At 57.1% G+C, this 19,612-nt stretch carries 17 protein-coding genes; 5 read left to right on the top strand and 12 right to left on the bottom strand.

Annotated elements, in window-relative coordinates:
- Positions 1-63: 63 nt before the first annotated feature.
- The gene (locus tag ACN1CO_RS11350; RefSeq protein WP_419139065.1) at positions 64-1,029 is read left to right on the top strand and encodes a cupin domain-containing protein; all 966 of its coding nucleotides are present in this window, start codon (positions 64-66) and stop codon (positions 1,027-1,029) included.
- On the opposite strand, the gene ACN1CO_RS11345 is transcribed toward ACN1CO_RS11350, so the two are convergent.
- The 6 genes from ACN1CO_RS11345 to gltP form a co-directional block, all read right to left on the bottom strand.
- Entirely contained in the window at positions 1,026-2,570 is a 1,545-nt protein-coding gene (locus ACN1CO_RS11345; protein ID WP_419139064.1) for a methyl-accepting chemotaxis protein, read from the bottom strand. The genes ACN1CO_RS11350 and ACN1CO_RS11345 overlap by 4 nt on opposite strands.
- A gap of 228 nt (positions 2,571-2,798) precedes the next feature.
- Positions 2,799-4,253, bottom strand: coding sequence for a PTS N-acetylmuramic acid transporter subunit IIBC (gene murP / locus ACN1CO_RS11340; protein WP_419139063.1), 1,455 nt, complete (start codon positions 4,251-4,253; stop codon positions 2,799-2,801).
- Positions 4,253-5,164, bottom strand: a complete 912-nt coding sequence (gene murQ, locus ACN1CO_RS11335) for an N-acetylmuramic acid 6-phosphate etherase (protein WP_419139062.1) — start codon at positions 5,162-5,164, stop codon at positions 4,253-4,255. The genes murP and murQ overlap by 1 nt, the downstream gene beginning before the upstream one ends.
- Positions 5,165-5,525: 361 nt before the next feature.
- Complete coding sequence (locus tag ACN1CO_RS11330; protein WP_419139061.1) at positions 5,526-5,900, bottom strand: helix-turn-helix domain-containing protein; 375 nt, start codon at positions 5,898-5,900, stop codon at positions 5,526-5,528.
- 118 nt (positions 5,901-6,018) lie between these two features.
- The gene (locus ACN1CO_RS11325; RefSeq protein WP_419139060.1) at positions 6,019-6,294 is read right to left on the bottom strand and encodes a type II toxin-antitoxin system RelE family toxin; all 276 of its coding nucleotides are present in this window, start codon (positions 6,292-6,294) and stop codon (positions 6,019-6,021) included.
- A 218-nt stretch (positions 6,295-6,512) separates the two neighbouring features.
- Complete coding sequence (gltP, locus tag ACN1CO_RS11320; protein WP_419139059.1) at positions 6,513-7,814, bottom strand: glutamate/aspartate:proton symporter GltP; 1,302 nt, start codon at positions 7,812-7,814, stop codon at positions 6,513-6,515.
- A 585-nt stretch (positions 7,815-8,399) separates the two neighbouring features.
- Between gltP and acs the strand changes: the two genes are divergently transcribed.
- The 3 genes from acs (at position 8,400) to actP (ending at position 12,477) form a co-directional block, all read left to right on the top strand.
- Positions 8,400-10,355, top strand: coding sequence for an acetate--CoA ligase (gene acs / locus ACN1CO_RS11315; protein ID WP_419139058.1), 1,956 nt, complete (start codon positions 8,400-8,402; stop codon positions 10,353-10,355).
- 140 nt (positions 10,356-10,495) lie between these two features.
- Entirely contained in the window at positions 10,496-10,825 is a 330-nt protein-coding gene (locus tag ACN1CO_RS11310; protein WP_419139057.1) for a DUF485 domain-containing protein, read from the top strand.
- Positions 10,822-12,477: a cation/acetate symporter ActP gene (actP, locus tag ACN1CO_RS11305; RefSeq protein ID WP_419139056.1), complete on the top strand. Its 1,656-nt coding sequence runs from the start codon at positions 10,822-10,824 to the stop codon at positions 12,475-12,477. Before ACN1CO_RS11310 ends, actP begins: the two co-directional genes overlap by 4 nt.
- 82 nt (positions 12,478-12,559) lie before the next feature.
- On the opposite strand, the gene ACN1CO_RS11300 is transcribed toward actP, so the two are convergent.
- The 3 genes from ACN1CO_RS11300 to ACN1CO_RS11290 form a co-directional block, all read right to left on the bottom strand.
- Complete coding sequence (locus ACN1CO_RS11300; protein ID WP_419139055.1) at positions 12,560-13,105, bottom strand: YfaZ family outer membrane protein; 546 nt, start codon at positions 13,103-13,105, stop codon at positions 12,560-12,562.
- 137 nt (positions 13,106-13,242) lie between these two features.
- Positions 13,243-13,938 carry an LrgB family protein gene (locus ACN1CO_RS11295; RefSeq protein ID WP_419139054.1) on the bottom strand — a complete coding sequence of 232 codons (696 nt, stop codon included), beginning with the start codon at positions 13,936-13,938 and terminating at the stop codon, positions 13,243-13,245.
- Positions 13,931-14,356 (bottom strand): CidA/LrgA family protein, encoded by a 426-nt coding sequence (locus tag ACN1CO_RS11290; protein ID WP_419139053.1) that lies wholly within the window; start codon positions 14,354-14,356, stop codon positions 13,931-13,933. Before ACN1CO_RS11290 ends, ACN1CO_RS11295 begins: the two co-directional genes overlap by 8 nt.
- 103 nt (positions 14,357-14,459) lie before the next feature.
- Between ACN1CO_RS11290 and ACN1CO_RS11285 the strand changes: the two genes are divergently transcribed.
- Positions 14,460-15,362 carry a LysR family transcriptional regulator gene (locus ACN1CO_RS11285; protein WP_419139052.1) on the top strand — a complete coding sequence of 301 codons (903 nt, stop codon included), beginning with the start codon at positions 14,460-14,462 and terminating at the stop codon, positions 15,360-15,362.
- Between the two features lie 45 nt (positions 15,363-15,407).
- Here ACN1CO_RS11285 and ACN1CO_RS11280 read toward each other — a convergent pair whose 3' ends face one another.
- The 3 genes from ACN1CO_RS11280 to ACN1CO_RS11270 form a co-directional block, all read right to left on the bottom strand.
- Complete coding sequence (locus ACN1CO_RS11280; RefSeq protein WP_419139051.1) at positions 15,408-17,057, bottom strand: Na+/H+ antiporter; 1,650 nt, start codon at positions 17,055-17,057, stop codon at positions 15,408-15,410.
- A gap of 145 nt (positions 17,058-17,202) precedes the next feature.
- The gene (locus ACN1CO_RS11275; protein WP_136198645.1) at positions 17,203-18,552 is read right to left on the bottom strand and encodes an NCS2 family permease; all 1,350 of its coding nucleotides are present in this window, start codon (positions 18,550-18,552) and stop codon (positions 17,203-17,205) included.
- Between the two features lie 357 nt (positions 18,553-18,909).
- The gene (locus tag ACN1CO_RS11270; protein WP_419139502.1) at positions 18,910-19,575 is read right to left on the bottom strand and encodes a glutathione S-transferase family protein; all 666 of its coding nucleotides are present in this window, start codon (positions 19,573-19,575) and stop codon (positions 18,910-18,912) included.
- Between the last annotated feature and the right edge of the window lie 37 nt (positions 19,576-19,612).

Genomic DNA, 19,612 nt, shown 5'->3' with positions numbered 1-19,612 from the left:
GTGACGCGTCAGGACGATCTATGATGCTTACACCTTCATTTTTGATAATTCGTCTGGAATCGTATGAGCCACTATGGAGATCTGACCAGTGAGCTGTTGATGGGGATGCGCCTGTATGGCGTGAACTATCAGCGCATCGCGGTAAGCGCGCCGTTCGGGCTGCACTATGAGCACGCGCCGGGGCGGGCGCAGTTCCACTTTGTCGGACGCGGCTCACTGCTGGTGCGCAGCGCCTCCGGCGAGGTGTTTCAGCTCCACAGCGGCGATGCGCTGCTGGTGCCGCACGGTAAACCACACAGCCTGATCTCCAGTGAAGAGGCGGCCTGCCAGTGCATTAAAAACATGGCGAGTAAGCCGCTCTGCGACAGCGTCTGCACCATCGCCGCTCCTGAAGATGCCTGTGACGACGAGCACAGCGTGCTGCTGTTCAGCGCCTGTATGGCGTTTGAACTTGGCGGCATGCAGCCGCTGATCAACACCATGCCGGATGTGATGCTGGTGAGTACCCTGCTGTCACAATATCCGGAGATTCAGCCGATTCTGGCGGCGATGGAACGCGAGTCCCGAACCCGTCAGGCGGGATTTGCCGGGATTCTGTCGCGTCTGGCGGATGTGGTTGCTGCGCTGATTGTGCGCGGCTGGGTAGAGAATGGTTGCGGCCAGAGTAGCGGGCTGGTGCAGGCGATGCGCGATCCCCGTCTGAGTCAGGCGATTGCTGCAATGCATCGGGAGCCGGGTGAAAACTGGACGGTGGCACGACTGGCGAGCGTGGCGGGTTGTTCGCGCTCGGTGTTCGCCGGACGCTTTCTCAATGCCACGGGTATGACGCCGTTGCGTTATCTGACGGAGTTGCGGATGCGGCTGGCGGTGCAGCGGATTGTGAATAATGGCGAAGCGGTGGAAGCCGTGGCCTATCATCTCGGCTACGGCTCGATTGCGGCGTTCAGTCGCGCCTTTAAGCGGATTGTCGGGCAGTCCCCAGGGGCGCTGCGTGCCGGACGCGAAGGCACGCAGGCGCTGGCCTCTTAACGAAAGACGCTGATCGCTTCTACCAGGCGGTTGGCCTGATGGGTCATGCGACCAGATGCCTCGGCGCTTTCTGTCACGCGGGCGGCATTCTGATGGGTGATATCATCGAGATCTTCCACCGCTGAGCTGACTTCACTGAGCGCGGTCGCCTGTTCAGCTGTAGCTGAACTGATCTGAGCGATCAGCGCGGTGACATTCTGCACCTGCGACACGATATCCTGCATCGTACGGCCTGCTGCGCTGGCGTGCTCATTACCCGATTTAACACGGCTGCCGCTGGTTTCGACCAGCATTTTAATCTCGCTGGCGGCTTTGGCGCTGCGCTGCGCCAGGCTCCGGACTTCACCCGCGACGACCGCAAAGCCTTTGCCCTGCTCACCCGCCCGTGCCGCTTCTACTGCGGCGTTCAGCGCCAGAATGTTGGTCTGGAAGGCAATGCCGTCGATGACACTGGTAATATTGGCGATACGCTTTGAACTGTCAGCAATTTCGCCCATCATGCCCATCATCTCGGTCATGACCTCACCGCCTTTGCTGGCCGCGCTGCTGGTGCTGGCTGAGAGAGTATTCGCCTCGTGCGCGGTTTCGGTATTGCTCTTCACCGTCGCGGTCATTTCGTTCATGGTGGCCGCGGTCTGCTGTACGTTGGCCGCTGCCTGCTCGGTACGGCGACTCAGTTCGTTGTTGCTGCGGGCGATGGCGTCGCTGGCGCTCAGCACATTGATCGCCTGGCCGCTGACATCATCCACCAGCCAGCGGAACATCAATCCGAGCTGACCGATAGCACGCAGCGTGACGCCGACCTCATCAACGCGATCCATCTGCTCAACCTTGTGACTCGCACCGGTCGCCACGCTCAGCGCCTGTTTGCACATCCGCTCGATAGGCCGTGAAATCTGCTGCTCCAGCCAAAAGCTGCTGAGCAGAAGCAGCCCCGCCATACCTGCGGTAAAGCCAGCCAGTGCAGCGTGAGTCATGCCCAGTGCCCAGACGCCCGCCACCGAGAGCGGCAATAACGCCAGCAGCGTAGAACGGATGCGCCAGCGCAGGGGCAGGGTTTTCAGGACTGAGGCGGGACGACGCCAGCCACTGCGCACCAGCAGGCCTTTGTGAAAACGTCGCCCTCTGGCACGGCCTTCACGAAAATCCTGATAGAGCGCTTCGGTCTGACGCACTTCCTCTGCCGTGGGTTTGGTGCGTACCGACATGTAGCCCTGCACTTTACCGTCACGTACGACCGGAATCGCGTTGGCACGCACCCAGTAGTGATCGCCATTTTTACGGCGGTTCTTAACCAGCGCGGTCCAGGGTTCTCCCTGTTTCAGGGTCGCCCACATATCGGCAAATGCTTCTGGCGGCATGTCGGGATGACGCACCATGTTATGCGGCTGGCCGTTGATCTCGTCGGCGGTGAATCCGCTCGCTTCGATAAACGCGTCGTTGGCGTAGGTGATGTGGCTGTTGAGATCGGTGGTCGACATCAGAGTCGCATGATCGTCGAACAGATATTCACGCTGAGAGACGGGCTGGTTGTTACGCATCAAAAGTCCTTGAAGACCCGACGTCCTGCACGCGACAGTCTGAGTGGCGGCGTGAAAACTGTGGGCTGAGAGATAACGATTACCTTTTTTTATGTTTTCGGCATGCGTCCGCCTACTCTTTAGCGATTAAGTTAAATTAATGGCAATAAAAAAGCCGCTTTGCGGCGGCTTTCACATTTTTGGCTGATTATTCATCCGTTAGCCGGACTGGAGAATTCCGGCAGTCTGTCAGCTCAGATCGACATTACGGGTGCCAAACCACCAGGTGAGCAGGAATCCGCCGGTCCAGGCCACCATCAGTCCGGCCAGGTAAACCGCCATACCGGCGAAGATCCCCTGGCTGGAGGTCATCAGCGGCAACGTGACCAGCCCGGAGGGTCCAAATACCGTGTTCATCCCCACCGGCAAACCCAGCCACGCCACCAGCCCGATAAAGAAACCGCCCAGCGCTCCGCCACCACAGGCGGTGATAAACGGCTTGAGGCGCGGCAGCGTGACGCCGTAGATCAGCGGTTCTCCGACGCCCAGCAGGCCGGGCACAATCGCCCCCTTAATCTGCGCTCGCAGCAGCGCCCCTTTTTCTGCTTTGCACCACAGCGCCAGGGCTGCACCGACCTGCCCGGCACCCGCCATCGCCAGAATCGGGAACAGCGAGTTAAAGCCCTGAGTTTCCATCAGCGCAAAGTAGACCGGAATAAAGCCCTGATGGATGCCGAACATCACCGCGATCAGGAACAGCCCGGCCAGCAGCGCACAGCCAAAGGGATTGTTATTGAGGTGGATAAAGAGCCACGACATCCCCTTAAATAGTTCGCCGCCCAGCGGCATGATCAGCAGATAGGTGATGGCCCCGGTGATCACCAGCGTGAACAGCGAGGTGAGGATCATGTCGAGGTTGTCAGGAATGATTTTGCGGAGCTGTTTTTCGATCCACGCTCCACTCATCGCCGCCATCAGCACGCCAATAATGTTGCCACGCGGGTCAATCGTCAGGCCAAAGAAGCTCTCCATGCCGCTATAGTAGCCGGTAGTAGCGGTGGGCACATAGCCGAGCACAAACAGCGAGGCGATGATGGCGCCATTGACGCCGCTGCCGCCAAAGGCTTTCTGCGTGTTGTAGCCGATCAGGATGCTGAGGAAGGTGAACAGCCCTTTGCCGAACACCTTCATGTACGCCACGGTGTGCAGCAGCCAGGGCGCATGGTCGCCGGGAGAATTAAGGTGGAGGCTCTGTTCAATCAGGGTGGCGAATCCCAGCAGCAGCCCTGCGCCGATAAAGCCCGGGATCAGCGGGGTGAAAATAGTGGCGAAGAGCGACAGGAACTGATGCACGCCGCTGGTCTGTTTCGCCTTTAGCTGCTGTTTCTGCTGCGCCGCCAGCTGGCTGAGTTCGGGTGTTTCGTTCTGCGGAGCCAGCGCGGTTTCATCCTGCGTCAGCAGGCTTTGCATCCCCTCGGCGGCGGTTTGCGCTTTGCCTGGCCCCAGGACAATCTGCAACTGCGCCTCGCTATCGATAACGCCTAATATGCCCGGCAGACTTTTTAACCTGGCCAGATCAACCTGTTCCGGCTGATTGAGCGTCAGGCGGAGCCGTGTCATGCAGTGACCGCAGGCCGCGATATTTTGCGCGCCACCGACTGCCTGCAGGATGTCACGCAACAGTGCTTCGGTGATTTTCGCCATTAGCGTGCTCCCGCTGCCTGCAGCGCCTGACGGATAAAGCCCTGATGCTGACTAAGCAGTGCTTTCGCCTCATCGGCGGACAGGTCAGCCAGCACCATCAGGATCGCGGTTTTGCAGTGTCCGCCGCAGGCGGTGAGCGCGGCACTGGCCGTTGCGTCATCACAGTCCGTGGCCTGCATGACAATGTTGACCTGGCGCTGCACCAGTTTCTGGTTGGTGGCTTCCACGTCGACCATCAGGTTGCCGTACACTTTTCCACTGCGGATCATCGACCCGGTAGTGAGCATGTTGAGTACCAGTTTTTGCGCGGTGCCCGCTTTCATACGGGAGGAGCCGGTGACCACTTCCGGGCCGACCACCGGCGTGAGCGCAATCGCGGCGACCTGCGACATGGCGCTGCCAGGGTTACAGGTGAGCGCCACGGTGGTCGCGCCAAGCTCGTTCGCGTAAGCCAGCGCACCCAGCACATAAGGTGTGCGACCACTGGCGGCGATGCCGACCAGTACATCGTGGCGGCTGAAGTGGATATCTTTCAGGTCCTGCGCGCCCTGCTCCCGATTGTCTTCGGCGTTTTCAACCGCCTGTAATATGGCGGTATGGCCGCCAGCAATCAGACCGATGACCTGTTCGCGTGGCGTACCGAAGGTGGGCGGGCATTCACTGGCATCCAGAATGCCCAGCCGCCCGGAGGTGCCCGCGCCGCAGTAGATCAGTCGTCCACCTGCATGGAATGCGGCGCAGATGGCGTCAACGGCGGCGGCGATCTGCGGCACGATGGCCTCAACCGCCAGCGCCACCTTTTTATCTTCATCATTAATGACGCGCAGCATCGCTTCGGTGGAGAGTTCATCAATGTTCTGGCTGGCCGGATTGCGGCCTTCGGTGATCATCTGGCTGAGGTCGAGTTTCATGGCGGGCTCCGCAAAGGAATAAATTATTCAAATTACCCAATATCATAACGAATGATTAATTCATTGGGTGAGATCTTTTTTTAATGGATGTGGGGTGAATCATGTTGCGGGGGATTGGGCTAAGTGAGTGATATCGGGTATTCGGCGCTTGATGGCTTTGTAATCGGAGCCGGTCAGAAAAGGTTCACCTGATCGTAAAGACACATTCGTCATCCATGACGCTCAGCCCACGCGATTACACACCTCATCCATGAGGCGAGTAAACCAGCGGCCGAGGCTCCAGGGATGGGTTTACGCCGACTTTACGCAGCCACCCTTTGTGTCCAACTTAAAGGCACAATGCGGTTAAAAGCACGTTGATTTAATCAATATATAGTTGTGACGTTCTGCAGTCATATAAGGCAGCCAGCTTCTCAAGCGTCTGTTTTTGCGGTTTCTTTCTCGACTCCAGCTTCGAAACGCCAGCCTGCGTGATCCCTAATTTATTCGCGACCTCTTCCTGAGACATTTGTCGATGCAAACGCCAGGCAACATGCAAAGGAACAGATTGTCTCCGGCTGATTTTCATTACGTCGTGGGGAATCGTTTCATCGTCATCCGCACCCGCTTTATACGGCAGAGGCTCAAACACATCGTCTAAATGACGCCCGGCCATAAGCTTGTTAAACAACTCAATGGGGATGACGGCGCCGGTGCGGTTCCCGCGCTCGTCTGTCAGAAACTGTATCGCATTCATGGGTAATCACTCCTTACCGCCGCGGCAGGCCAGACCTATGGTCATCTGGTGGCGCGACTTTGCTATGTTCTTAACTGCTTTTAACTCAATAGTGACGCAGGCTAATCCCAACCGCTTGCTAACGCTTTTTGTACGTGGTCGATGTTCTTCTCACGACTTCCAGAATAGCTATCACAACTGGCTGACCTTTCTCTATCTTCCACAGTACGCGGTAGTGACCCACCACCAGCTTCATTCGCTTCTCTTTATCATCCGTCAGCTTTTCAACTTTGAGATGGGGAATATCAGGCCACTTAGCCAGCGCCTCTACAGCATCTTCGATGGCATTACCTTCTTTCTGAGGCAGCCCATATAGCTGTTTCAATGCCTTTTTCGTCCAGTTAATTTCTGGCATCCGTCAACACTCCCTGTTGTCAAAGCATGCATTCAACTCACCTCTAAAACATAACCAAATTCGGTCATTAAATCAACGAAATGCCTATTTAAAGCGAGTTTTAGTTATATTTATATAACTAAATATTTGAATACTCATCCTGCTAAGAACTATTACAAAGAGCCACACAAAAAAAGGGCCCAACTTTCGTTGAGCCCTTCTGTACGTTAACGCCGTTCTCAGCTTGCGGTCTGCGTCCGCAATTGCAGCTCGTACTCTTTCGCCTGTTCGGCGTCGAACTGGTTTTCCCAGCGGGCAATCACCAGCACCGCCAGCGCGTTACCGACCACGTTCAGCGCGGTACGCGCCATATCCATGATGCGGTCAACACCGGCGATAAACGCCAGACCTTCCAGAGGAATGCCGACGCTGCCCAGCGTGGCCAGCAGCACCACGAACGACACGCCTGGCACACCAGCGATCCCTTTCGAAGTCACCATCAGCGTCAGCACCAGCACAATCTCGTCGGTCAGCGACAGATCAATGCCATACAACTGCGCAATGAAGATTGCCGCGATACTCTGATAAAGCGTTGAACCATCGAGATTAAACGAATACCCGGTCGGGACGACGAAGCTGGTGATCGCTTTTGGCGCGCCGTAGGCTTCCATCTTCTGCATGATACGCGGCAGCACCGTTTCCGAGCTGGACGTGGAGTAAGAGAGAATCAGCTCATCCTTCAGGATAAGCATCAGCGTGGTAATCCGCAGCTTACAGAAGCGCGCTACCCCGCCCAGCACTACAAAGGCGAAGAACAGAATCGCCGCGTAAACCAGCAGCACCAGCTTCGCCAGCGGCCACAGCGAGGCAAAACCGAAGTTAGCAATCGTCACCGCAATCAGAGCGAACACACCGACTGGCGCATAACGCATGATCATGTGCGTCACTTTAAACATCGCTTCAGAAATGCCACGGAACAGGTTCACCAGCGGATCGCGCTGTTCTGACGGCAGGGACGACAGGCCTAAGCCAAACAGTACCGAGAAAAAGATAATCGGCAGCATGTCGCCCTTCGCCATCGAGGCAAAAATATTCTGCGGGATCAGCGACAGAATGGTGGTCACCAGGCTGTGCGGACCGCCCTGAACCTCTGCCGTTGTCGCTTCATATTTAGAGATGTCCACCGTTGCCAGCGTTGACATATCAATGCCGGAGCCGGGTTGAAATACGTTGGCCAGCGTAATACCGACCACAATGGCAATGGTGGTGATCACTTCAAAGTAGAGAATCGTTTTGACGCCGATGCGTCCCAGCTTCTTTGCATCACCCACGCCAGCAATGCCGACAATCAGGGATGAAATCACAATCGGTACCACAATCATCTTGATGAGATGAATAAAGATATCGCCTGCCGGGCTGAGAATGTTGGCGACTAACCATTCACGATTGTCTGGCTGATTATGCAACACAGCACCCACAATGATGCCAAGCACCAGGGCTGTCAGAATCTGCCAGGCCAGGCTGATTTTAAAACCTTTCATAACGCGTAATTTCCTCAGTCAAAACCCGTTTCTCTCTACTGCGAAGGTGCAGAAGACAATACACACAGGGAGTGAGCAAAAAGCCCGGTAAATTAGAGGGTGTTAAGAAACAGCGCCTCGTATGAAAATCTGATGATTCCCATACCCATTTTCAGACGCGGTCTGAGTTGATACCTGCAGAACAGGGGCGAGATAAGTACCATTTTCGCTGTGGTAAATGCAACCCCCGGAAGATCCGATTAAAAGTTAGCCACCTAAGTAGCATAAAGTGCTGCCGGATGTAAAAATCCCTAACCTGCTGTTATGAAAAGTAATACTTCAATGACTTTACGCATATCTATTCAGGGTTGGTTAAAAACGCTCCCGGCGCGTTTGCTCGCTTTTTATCCAGCCCTTTCTCGTATGACACCCCTTCTTAATTCCCCATCGTCGCCAGAGAGTTAACCGGAAATAGCAGAGTCGCTTCACGCTTCGCAGCAGGAGGTTTATCACGTGATCTGTGGCGCAAAAAAGAAACAAAGACTCAGGGCAGGCTTTAATTAACCATTGATTGACATATCATTAACATCTTCAAGGAGATCCGCCATGAGCCAAAATCACATTCATCCCGTTCCAGAGAATATTGCAGCAAACACCCTGATTACTGCTGAACAGTATCAGGCGATGTATCAGCAATCTGTCGACGATCCAGACAGCTTCTGGGGCGAACAGGGCAAAATCCTTGACTGGATCAAGCCTTACAGCAAAGTCAAAAACTGCTCGTTCGCGCCAGGTAACATTAACATTCGCTGGTACGAAGATGGCACGCTCAACCTGGCGGCAAACTGCCTTGACCGTCATCTCGCCACGCGCGGCGATCACCCGGCGATTATCTGGGAAGGCGACGACGCCAGCGAAAGCAAAACCCTGACGTTCCGCCAGCTGCATGCCGAAGTCTGTCGCTTCGCCAACGTGCTGGAGTTGCTGGAAGTGAAAAAAGGCGACGTGGTGGCGATCTATATGCCGATGGTGCCGGAAGCCGCTGTGGCGATGCTGGCCTGTGCGCGTATCGGTGCTGTCCACTCAGTGATCTTTGGCGGCTTCTCACCAGAAGCCGTTGCTGGCCGCATCGTCGATTCCAGCGCCTCGCTGGTCATCACAGCCGATGAAGGGATCCGCGCCGGTCGCAGCATTCCGCTGAAGAAAAATGTCGATGACGCGTTAAAAAACCCGAATGTCACCAGCGTGAAAAACGTGGTGGTGTTCCAGCGTACCGGTAAAGACGTGGGCTGGGTTGAAGGCCGCGATCAGTGGTGGCATGACCTGATGCTCAACGCGAGCACCAACCACTCTGCCGCCGAAGTCGGTGCGGAAGATCCGCTGTTTATCCTTTATACGTCGGGTTCCACCGGCAAACCCAAAGGTGTGCTGCATACCACCGGCGGTTATCTGGTCTATGCCGCCACTACCTTTAAGTTCGTCTTTGATTACCATCAGGATGATATTTACTGGTGTACCGCCGATGTTGGCTGGGTAACGGGTCACAGCTATCTGGTTTATGGCCCGCTGGCCTGTGGCGCGACCACGCTGATGTTTGAAGGCGTGCCGAACTGGCCAACGCCGAGCCGCATGGCGGAAGTGGTCGATAAACATAAAGTTACCCTGCTCTACACCGCGCCGACCGCCATTCGTGCGCTGATGGCGGAAGGAGACAAGGCGATTGCCGGCACCGACCGCAGCAGCCTGCGTATTATGGGTTCGGTCGGCGAGCCGATTAACCCGGAAGCCTGGGAGTGGTACTACAAGAAAATCGGCAACAGCCGCTGCCCGATTGTGGATACCTGGTGGCAGACCGAAACCGGCGGCTTCATGATCACGCCGCTGCCGGGCGCGACCGAGCTGAAAGCCGGTTCTGCTACCCGACCGTTCTTTGGCGTGCAACCGGCGCTGGTGGATAATGAAGGTCAGCCGCAGGAAGGGGCCTGTGAAGGCAATCTGGTGATTACTGAGTCGTGGCCGGGACAGGCGCGTACCCTCTTTGGCGATCATGACCGTTTCGAGCAGACCTACTTCTCCACCTTTAAAAATGTCTACTTCAGTGGTGATGGTGCCCGTCGCGATGAAGATGGCTACTACTGGATCACCGGTCGCGTCGATGACGTGCTCAACGTCTCCGGTCACCGCCTTGGCACAGCCGAAATTGAATCGGCGCTGGTGTCGCACCCTAAAATTGCCGAAGCGGCTGTGGTCGGGATTCCGCATAGTATCAAAGGCCAGGCGATTTACGCCTATATCACCCTGAATCACGGCGAAGAGCCTTCACCGGAGCTGTACACCGAAGTGCGCCAGTGGGTCCGCAAAGAAATTGGCCCGATCGCCACACCGGATGTGCTGCACTGGACCGACTCACTGCCGAAAACCCGCTCCGGCAAAATTATGCGTCGTATTCTGCGCAAAATTGCCACCGGCGATACCAGTAACCTTGGTGATACCTCTACCCTCGCCGATCCTGGCGTTGTAGAAAAACTGCTTGAGGAGAAACAGTCGATCAAAATGCCTTAAGCGCACGCTGTCCGGCGGGAAGATCGCTTCCCGCCACACCCGCCCTACGCAGTCTGTTTCGGTAGTCACAAATATTATAACCAGCTGAATCCGCGCCCTGTCGTGAGGTTCTCGCCTGCAAGCCCTCTGGAGAAAATGTGATGAATGACGCCCTTTCGAATCAGGATGCAATCAATCAGCAGATTGAACGTAATCCCCTTTTTCATGAGTTAGTCCATAAACGCCAGGCGTTCGCGACGCTGCTGTCGTTGATCATGCTGGTGCTCTACGTCGGTTTTATCCTGCTGATTGCCTTTGCGCCCGGCTGGCTCGGCACGCCGCTTCATGCCGGTACTAACGTGACGCGCGGTATCCCGATTGGTGTCGGGCTGATTGTGATGTCTTTTGTGCTGACCGGCATCTATGTCTGGCGCGCCAACGGTGAGTTTGACCGTTTAACGAAAGCGATCCTCAGCGAGGTGAAATCATGACGCGTCTCACCTTATGGCTACTGGCCTTAATGTTGCCGTTTTCAGCGCTGGCCGCCGATGCGATAACCGGTGCGGTGCAGCGCCAGCCGACCAACTATCAGGCGATTATCATGTTTACGATTTTCGTCGGTGCCACACTGGGAATTACTTACTGGGCGTCAAAGCGAACCCGTTCGCGTAACGACTACTACACCGCAGGCGGCAATATTACCGGCTTCCAGAATGGACTGGCGATGGCGGGCGACTTCATGTCAGCGGCCTCGTTTCTGGGCATTTCGGCGCTGGTTTACACCTCTGGCTATGACGGGCTGATCTACTCGCTCGGCTTCCTGGTCGGCTGGCCGATGATTCTTTTTTTAATCGCCGAGCGGCTGCGCAATCTGGGTCGTTATACTTTTGCCGACGTCGCCTCCTATCGTCTGAAGCAGATGCCGATTCGTACCCTGTCAGCCTGTGGTTCGCTGGTGGTGGTGGCGCTCTACCTGATCGCACAGATGGTCGGTGCCGGTAAACTCATCCAGCTGCTGTTCGGCCTTAACTACCATGTAGCGGTGGTTCTGGTCGGCATTCTGATGGTGATGTATGTGCTGTTTGGCGGCATGCTGGCCACCACCTGGGTGCAGATCATCAAAGCGGTGCTGCTGCTGTTTGGTGCCACCTTTATGGCGGTCATGGTGATGAAGGCGGCCAATTTCAGCTTTAATACGCTGTTCACCGAAGCGATGGCGGTCCATCCCAAAGGCATCGCGATTATGCAGCCTGGCGGGCTCGTCAAAGATCCGATCTCGGCGCTGTCGCTGGGCCTGGGGCTGATGTTTGGTACGGCCGGACTGCCGCATATTCTGATGCGCTTCTTCACCGTCGCGGATGCCAAAGAGGCACGTAAAAGCGTCTTCTGGGCCACCGGCTTTATGGGCTATTTCTACTTCCTGACCTTTATTATCGGCTTCGGTGCCATTCTGCTGGTGGGCGCTAACCCGGTCTTTAAAGATGCCAGCGGCGCGCTGATTGGCGGCACCAATATGGCGGCGGTGCATCTGGCTGATGCCGTGGGCGGCAGCACCTTCCTGGGCTTTATCTCTGCGGTGGCCTTCGCCACGATTCTGGCGGTGGTCGCGGGCTTAACCCTGGCAGGTGCGTCGGCGGTCTCGCACGACCTCTATGCCAGCGTCTATCGTAAAGGTCAGGCGAGCGAGAAAGATGAGCTGCGGGTCTCCAAAATCACCGTGCTGGCGCTGGGCGTGGTGGCAATCGGGCTGGGTATTCTGTTTGAGAAGCAGAACATCGCCTTTATGGTCGGGCTGGCCTTCTCGATTGCGGCCAGCTGTAACTTCCCGATCATCCTGCTGTCGATGTACTGGTCAAAACTCACCACGCGCGGCGCGATGGTAGGCGGCTGGCTGGGTCTGCTGACCGCCGTGATCCTGATGATTCTTGGGCCAACCGTGTGGGTGCAGGTGCTGGGCAACGCGAAGGCGATTTTCCCGTATGAGTATCCGGCGCTGTTCTCCATGGTGGTGGCCTTTGTCGGCATCTGGCTTTTCTCCATTACCGACCATTCGCAGCAGGGCGCAGAAGAGCGTTCCCGCTTCCGCGCGCAGTTTATTCGCTCGCAGACGGGTACCGGCATTGAACAGGGCAAAGCGCACTGATCGTGGCTTTTCATTCATAACGATCAGGCAATAAAAAAGGGCGACTACCGGGGTAGTCGCCCTTCTCTTTCACGCAACAGAATCAGAAGCGCAGTGATGCACCGACGTAAGGGCCATCGACCAGTACGTTATCTTTGCGTCCATCTTTGTTGTTCAGCTCGATGTACTGATAACCCACACGCAGGTTAAGCAGTGAAACCGGCGTGAAGCTCAGGCCGCCAGCGGCTTCCTGATAGCTGTCGAGCTGATCGGTGAAGGACTCTGGCGCGTAATAATACTCGCCATACAGGCCCCACATGCTGTTGATGCTGTAATGTGCTGCACCACCCAGCGCCACCGCAAATCCATCTTTTCCATCTTCAGGATGGGTGAAGATCGCTTTTGCGGTCGGTGCCAGACGCAGTGGTCCGAAATCAACGTTGTAACCCAGACCGGCACCATAGGTGCTGCCGTCATGGTCACTACGCAGCCAGTTACCTTTCAGAAACAGACCGGGGGATGTGGTGCCCAGGCCCAGGTTCAGGTTGGTGTTGTGTTCGCCGACATCAACACTGCCTTCAATCGCCTGAGCGGCACCGCTCAGTAAAACCAGCCCGAGGGCGCTCCCGGTAACAAGTTGCTTAAACATGACTCCACTCCATGACAATTAATTCGGCCGCAAGGTTAACAGCCTGAAACGGGGAGACAACAAAATCTGGAAAACTTTACGTAAAAATACGTGTCTCTCTCAGGAGGTCTGCCATCGCCTGCGCAACGCAGTGTAGACTATATTGTCCACATCAGGTGTCCAATCAGCGGGGCCATCACTACGGTGACCACGCCCGAGAGCATCATCACCAGGCTGGCAACCACGCCCTCCTGCTGTCCAAGCTGATAAGCGCGAGCCGTTCCGGCACCGTGCGACGCAGCCCCAAATCCGGCCCCTTTCGCCACACCCTGCTTGATCGCGATGCGCAGAAACAGCACGTCACCTATCGCCATGCCAAACACGCCAGTAATCACCACAAACAGCGCGACCAGATCGGGCTGACCGCCAATCGGTCCGGCTGCGGCCAGGGCAAATGGCGTGGTGATAGAGCGCACGGCCAGGCTGCGCTGGATCGACTCTGGCAGGGTTAACAGCCGCGCCAGCCAGACCGAACTGCAGACGGCGACCAGCGTGGCGGTCAGGACGCCCGCGCTCAGGGACAGCCAGTGGCGCTTAATAATCTGTACGTTCTCATAGACCGGCACCGCAAACGCCAGCGTGGCAGGCCCGAGCAGCCAGAGTAGCCAGTGGTTTTCGGCGATGTAATCCTGCCAGCTGATGTGCGTCAGCAGCAACAGCGCCACCAGCACCAGCGGCGTCATCACCAGAGGCATCAGCAGCAGCGTGCGCCAGCGACGGTAGAGCCGTTTATTCAGGGCATAAACCAGCAGCGTGACCGCGACACAGAGCAGGCTGAGCAGTAAATCACGCATGGGGATCCTGCTTACGCGCGGCGCGCGCGACTTCATACTGATAGAGCCGGTCCACTACCCAGGCGGTAGAAGCCAGCACCAGCATCGTGCTGACGCCGATGACCACGCAGATGCGCCAGCCATCGACCCGCAGCAGATCGCCATAATTCACCACCGCCACCACCGCCGGAATGAAGAACAGCAGCATCTCGGCCAGCAGCCAGCGCGATCCGGCTTTTACCCAGTTCAGCGGCACAATCCGCGTCACGATTAATGCCAGCAGCAACAGCATCCCGACGATATTGGCGGGCAGCGGCAGGTGCAGCCAGCTCACCAGCCGGTCGCAGGCGATAAACAAGCCGATATAGAAACCCAGCTGCAGCGGCAGGCTGAGCCATTGCACTGCACGGTTGCTGCGTAAAGTGAGTGCCAGCGCCATCTCCTTGTCTCCCCGATTAAATTGATGTCACCAGTATAAAACGCCCGCATAAGGTGAAAGAAATGAATTAAAATCATCCAAATCATGCCTGAAAGGAATAGTTATGGACGTGCGTGCCCTGCGTTACTTTACTGAAGTGGTTCGCCAGCAGAGCTTTACCCGTGCGGCGCAAAAGCTGTTTGTGACGCAGCCGACCATCAGCAAAATGTTGCGCCAGCTGGAGGAGGAGCTGGGCTGCACGCTGATCCTGCGTGATGGCCGTCGTCTGCACCTCACCGACAGCGGTCAGGCGGTCTATCAGCGCGGCCTGGCAATCCTGCAGGAGTTTCATCAGCTGGAAGCCGAGATTGGGGACATCAACCAGCTCAAAACCGGTGAGCTGCGGCTGGGTATTCCGCCGATGGTTGGGATGCAGATAGCCGGATCGATTTCCGCCTTTCGCCGCCGCTATCCCGGCGTGAAGCTGAAAATCTCTGAGTTCGGCGGTCTGACCGTGCAGCAGGCGGTGCTGGCGGGCAGTCTGGATATCGCCCTGACCGCGCTGCCGGTCGATCCGGAGCTGCCGCTGAACACCCTGCCGCTGATGCATCATCCGCTCTGCGTGCTGCTGCCGCGCCGCCCGGAGTGGCTCAGCCGCGAGCAGATTGGGCTGGCAGAACTGGCTGAGCATCCGCTGCTGATTTTCAATGAGGAGTTCTCACTGAATCGTCAGCTGATGCAGGCGTTCCAGCGGCTAAACCTGACGCCGACGGTGGCGGTGCGCAGCGGTCAGTGGGATTTTCTGGCAGCGATGGTGCAGGCGGAGATGGGGCTGGCGATTCTGCCGGAGCCAATCTGTCAGCGGCTGGATAAGCAGTCGCTCTTGTGGCTGCCGCTGGAATCGGAGCTGAAGTGGAGTCTGGGGCTGATCTGGCGGGAAGGGAGTTATCTGTCGCGCAGTGCGCAGGCGTGGATAAACTGTTGTCGCGAGCACTGGCCGGATGAGCCGCCGCGCCTGTCGGTGTGAAAAGCTGGCACGCCCGCATGAATGCGCAGGCGTGCCAGTCAGGGCTTACTCTTCTTTTTCGATCAGCAGCGCTTCCAGCAGATCCAGATCGTGCAGTAACGTCTGCATCGTCTCATTGGAGATCTGCTGAGTGGCGCGCAGATGATAGAGCTCGGCGCGTTCGGCGCGCAGACCGGTCAGGCGGAAGCGACGCTCAAGGTTCTCAGCGTACAGTGCATGCTCAAGGTCATTTTTGCCTTCGGCGCGACGACGTAAGTTGCCAATCACTCGAAGACTGACCTCTTTCAGCAGTTCCGGGTCGATGTTCTCTTCCGACTCATTTTCCAGCCGCTCTTCCATCTTATGCAGGCTCTCAACCGCTGCGCCTGCCATCAATGCACGGGCATTCTGCAGCTCACGGCGATGTGCACCTTTGTCGATGCTATCAATGCCGCGCAGCAGAATCGGCAGCAGCACCACGCCCACCAGCAATGAGACCAGAATCACGCCAGTGGCGATAAACACCAGCTCATAGCGCGCCGGGAAGGGCTCACCCGAAGTGAGGTACAGTGGAATCGACAGCACACCCGCCAGGGTAATCGCCCCGCGCACCCCGGCAAAAGTGGCGATCAGCAGCTCACGCAGCGAGTAGTTAGCAAACTCCAGCGGCTTCTTCTTCAACAGACGTTTGCTCAGACGCTGCATGATCCACAGCCAGCCAAAACGCACCAGCATCAGCGCCAGATAGACCAGTCCGATATCGGCGAACAGCATCCACAGCTCGACGTTAGTATCAGCCTGAGCCTGGTCGATAGAGGTCTGCAGAATGTCAGGCAACTGCAGGCCCAGCATCAGGAAGACCATGCCGTTGAAGATGAATTCCAGCATCTGCCAGACGCTGTTAGCACGCAGGCGCATCGCGAGCGGTGCCTGACGAATAATACCGGAACGGGTGATAGTCATACCGGCAGCCACGGCCGCCAGGATGCCTGAGACACCCAGATGTTCGGCAATCAGGTAAGAGGCGAACGGCAGCAGCAGCAGCAGCACGGTCTGGGTCGCCGGGTCATCCCCGCTCCAGCGGCTGAACAGGCGCAGTGATTTCCCGTACAGCCAGCAGATCGCCACACCGGCAATCAGGCCGCCAATGGCGACTTTCATGAACTCAACGCTGGCACCGCCCCAGGTAAATACCATGGTGCCCATGGCAACGGCTACGGCAAATTTCAGTGATACCAGGCCCGATGCATCGTTCATCAGGGCTTCACCCTGCACGATCGACATAATCTTCTTGGGAATGCGGCCTTCACCGACAATGCCGGAGAGCGCCACGGCATCGGTCGGCGACAGCACCGCCGCCAGCGCAAAGGCCGGGATCAGCGGGATACCTGGCACCATCCAGTAGATCAGATAGCCGATACCAATCACGGTAATCAGGACCAGCGCCAGGGCTAAGCCAATAATCTCGCGACCATGATGCAGGAACTCACTGATCGGTGTTTTCCAGCCATCTGCGAACAGCAGTGGCGGAATGAACAGCACCAGAAACAGCTCCGGGTCAAAGTCGACATGCAGACCAAACGTTGGCCAGGCCAGCATCGCACCTACGGCGATCTGAACCAGCGGCAACGGGATCTGAAAAGGGAGAATGCGGGCCGCAACGCCAGAGAGCGACACGACCAGCGTCATGATGAGAATAGTAAAAAAGATTTCCATGCTTTCCTTAGGCGTCGTTTCTTTCAATCATTGGTTAAGCGCTAAAGTGTAAAACAAACGGCGATGAAGATTGTCAGCTACGCGTGCGCCGGGCGGGAAAAAAGTGAAAAATTCCGGACGCGCAGCCGCACGCCCGGATATACAGTCAGATCGCCCAGCCACCGGCGTAAAACGCCACCAGCGCGACGGCAATAATCACGGTGCCGACGTTGAGCTTACGCCATTCACCGGCGAACAGACGGCCCACCACAAGGCTGGCGAAACCGATCATGATACCGGTCACGATGTTGCAGGTGAGCACGATGATCACTGCCGTTAACAGGCCCGACATCGCATCGACGAAATCACCGAAGTCGACTTTCGCCACGTTACTGAGCATCAGCAGACCGACATACATTAAGGCAGGCGCAGTCGCGTAAGCGGGCACCAGATAAGCCAGCGGCGACATAAACAGGATGGCGAGGAACAGCAGGCCGACCACAATCGCGGTAAGACCGGTTTTACCGCCCGCCGCCGTTCCTGCCGCCGATTCGATATAGACCGCAGCCGGTGACGCACCCACCAGACCCGCGAACAGGCTGCTGACCGAGTCGCTGGTCAGCGCACGGCCACCATTGATAATCTGGCCCTGTTTATCCAGCAGGTTTGCCTGACCCGCCACTGCGCGAATGGTGCCGGTGGCATCAAAGACCGCCGTCATCACCAGCGCCAGTACGCTGGGCAGCACCGCAGGTTTCATGGCACCCATAATATCGAGGCTGAACAGCAGCGACTGACCGCTGGCGTCACGCAGACTTGGCAGTGCAAACAATCCCTGATAGCTCACCGCCGGGTCAAAGATCAGGCCCAGCAGCGAAATAGCGATAATCGTCAGCAGGATGCCGCCCGGCACCCGGCGCTTCTCCAGGCCAATAATCGCGGCCAGCCCCAGCAGCGTCATCATCACCGGGAACGTGGTGAAGTGACCCAGTGCCACCGGCAGGCCCGGTGCCGGGTTTTTCACCACCAGACCCACGCCATCAGCGGCAATCAGCAGCAAAAACAGGCCAATTCCGACACCGGTGCCGTGCGCCACGCCCATCGGCAGGTTACGCAGGATCCAGGCACGAATGCCGGTCACCGAGATCAGGGTAAAAAGCAGACCCATCAGGAACACTGCGCCCAGCGCGACCGGCACGCTAATGTGCTGCCCCAGCACCAGGCTGAAAGCGGTAAAGGCGGTCAGGGAGATGGCGCAGCCAATCGCCATCGGCAGATTGGCCCACAGCCCCATAAGGATGGAACCAAAGCTGGCGACCAGACAGGTGGCGACAAACACGGCGGAGGGGGAAAAACCAGCTTTGCCCAGCATTCCCGGCACCACAATGACGGAGTAGACCATCGCCAGGAAGGTCGTGAGTCCGGCCAGAATTTCCTGGCGCACGCTGCTGCCGCGCGCCGAGATCGAGAACCAGGCGTCCAGTTTTCCACTGGCCGGGCGTGATTCAGTTGACATAGTTGAGCCTCAAAAATTTTTGTTGTGTGGATCGCTCTGCGACCATCGCTGTCCCTGGAATAAGCGGGTAGACGGCGTCACTGTCGGGATAAATCCGCCAGGCAAACGTTTACCTTGCCGCAGATAGTTGGCCGTCAAAATCGGCCAGATAAAAAGGCAGGGGATTATCCGGCGTTTAGCGGCACATTTTCAACTGTCAGAGGGAGATTCTTCAGCATAAAGATCAGGCGTAAGCGGCTGACAGGCGCAAGGCCTTCCTCAACCTGAAACGCGGAGACATTGAAGTTAAAGCAGTTTTAGTGGGATGGGTACCGGCGCAGCCGTGAAGAGACAGGCCACGCCGATGGAGAGAGAGGATTAACCTGGCAGCGAAAGCTCGCCGCCCTGTGCAATCGCGCGTTGCCACGCAGCGCGCTGCTGCACAGTCTCCAGCCATTTCTCGGTGGCGGGCATCTGATCCAGTCCGGCACGTCGCGCCAGCGCCAGCAGCGGAAAGCTCATCTGGACATCCGCAATCGAGAAACGCTGACCGGCAAACCAGGGATTGGCCGCCAGATGCTGTTCGATCATCTGCCTGTGCGGCTTCAGCTGTTTATCCAGGAACGCCTTCTGCACCCCTTTACCGAATGCCGCCCCGACCGGACGCAGCAGCCACGGCACCGGTGCTTTGCCCATCTGACCGAAGATCAGCTTCATCACCAGCAGTGGCATTAGCGAGCCTTCAGCATAGTGCAGCCAGTAACGGCACTGCAGCCTTGAGGCCTCATCACTGACTTTGAGCCGGAACTCGTGATCATATTTCTCTTCGAGGTATTCGAGAATGGCCCCTGATTCTGCCACCACCTGGTTGCCGTCGGTAATGACCGGTGATTTCCCCAGCGGATGCACTTTTTTCAGCGCCTCCGGGGCCAGCATGGTCGGTTCGCGTTGATAGCGTTTCATCTGGTACGGCACTTCCAGCTCTTCCAGCAGCCACAGCACCCGATGCGAGCGCGATTTCTCAAGATGGTGAACGGTGATCATCATGATTCCCTGTGTTTTGACCTTCACCAAGTATAGA

This window comes from Pantoea sp. R13S299, from assembly GCF_048515925.1.
Lineage (GTDB): Bacteria > Pseudomonadota > Gammaproteobacteria > Enterobacterales > Enterobacteriaceae > Pantoea.
This window is presented reverse-complemented; position numbering and strand designations above follow the sequence as displayed.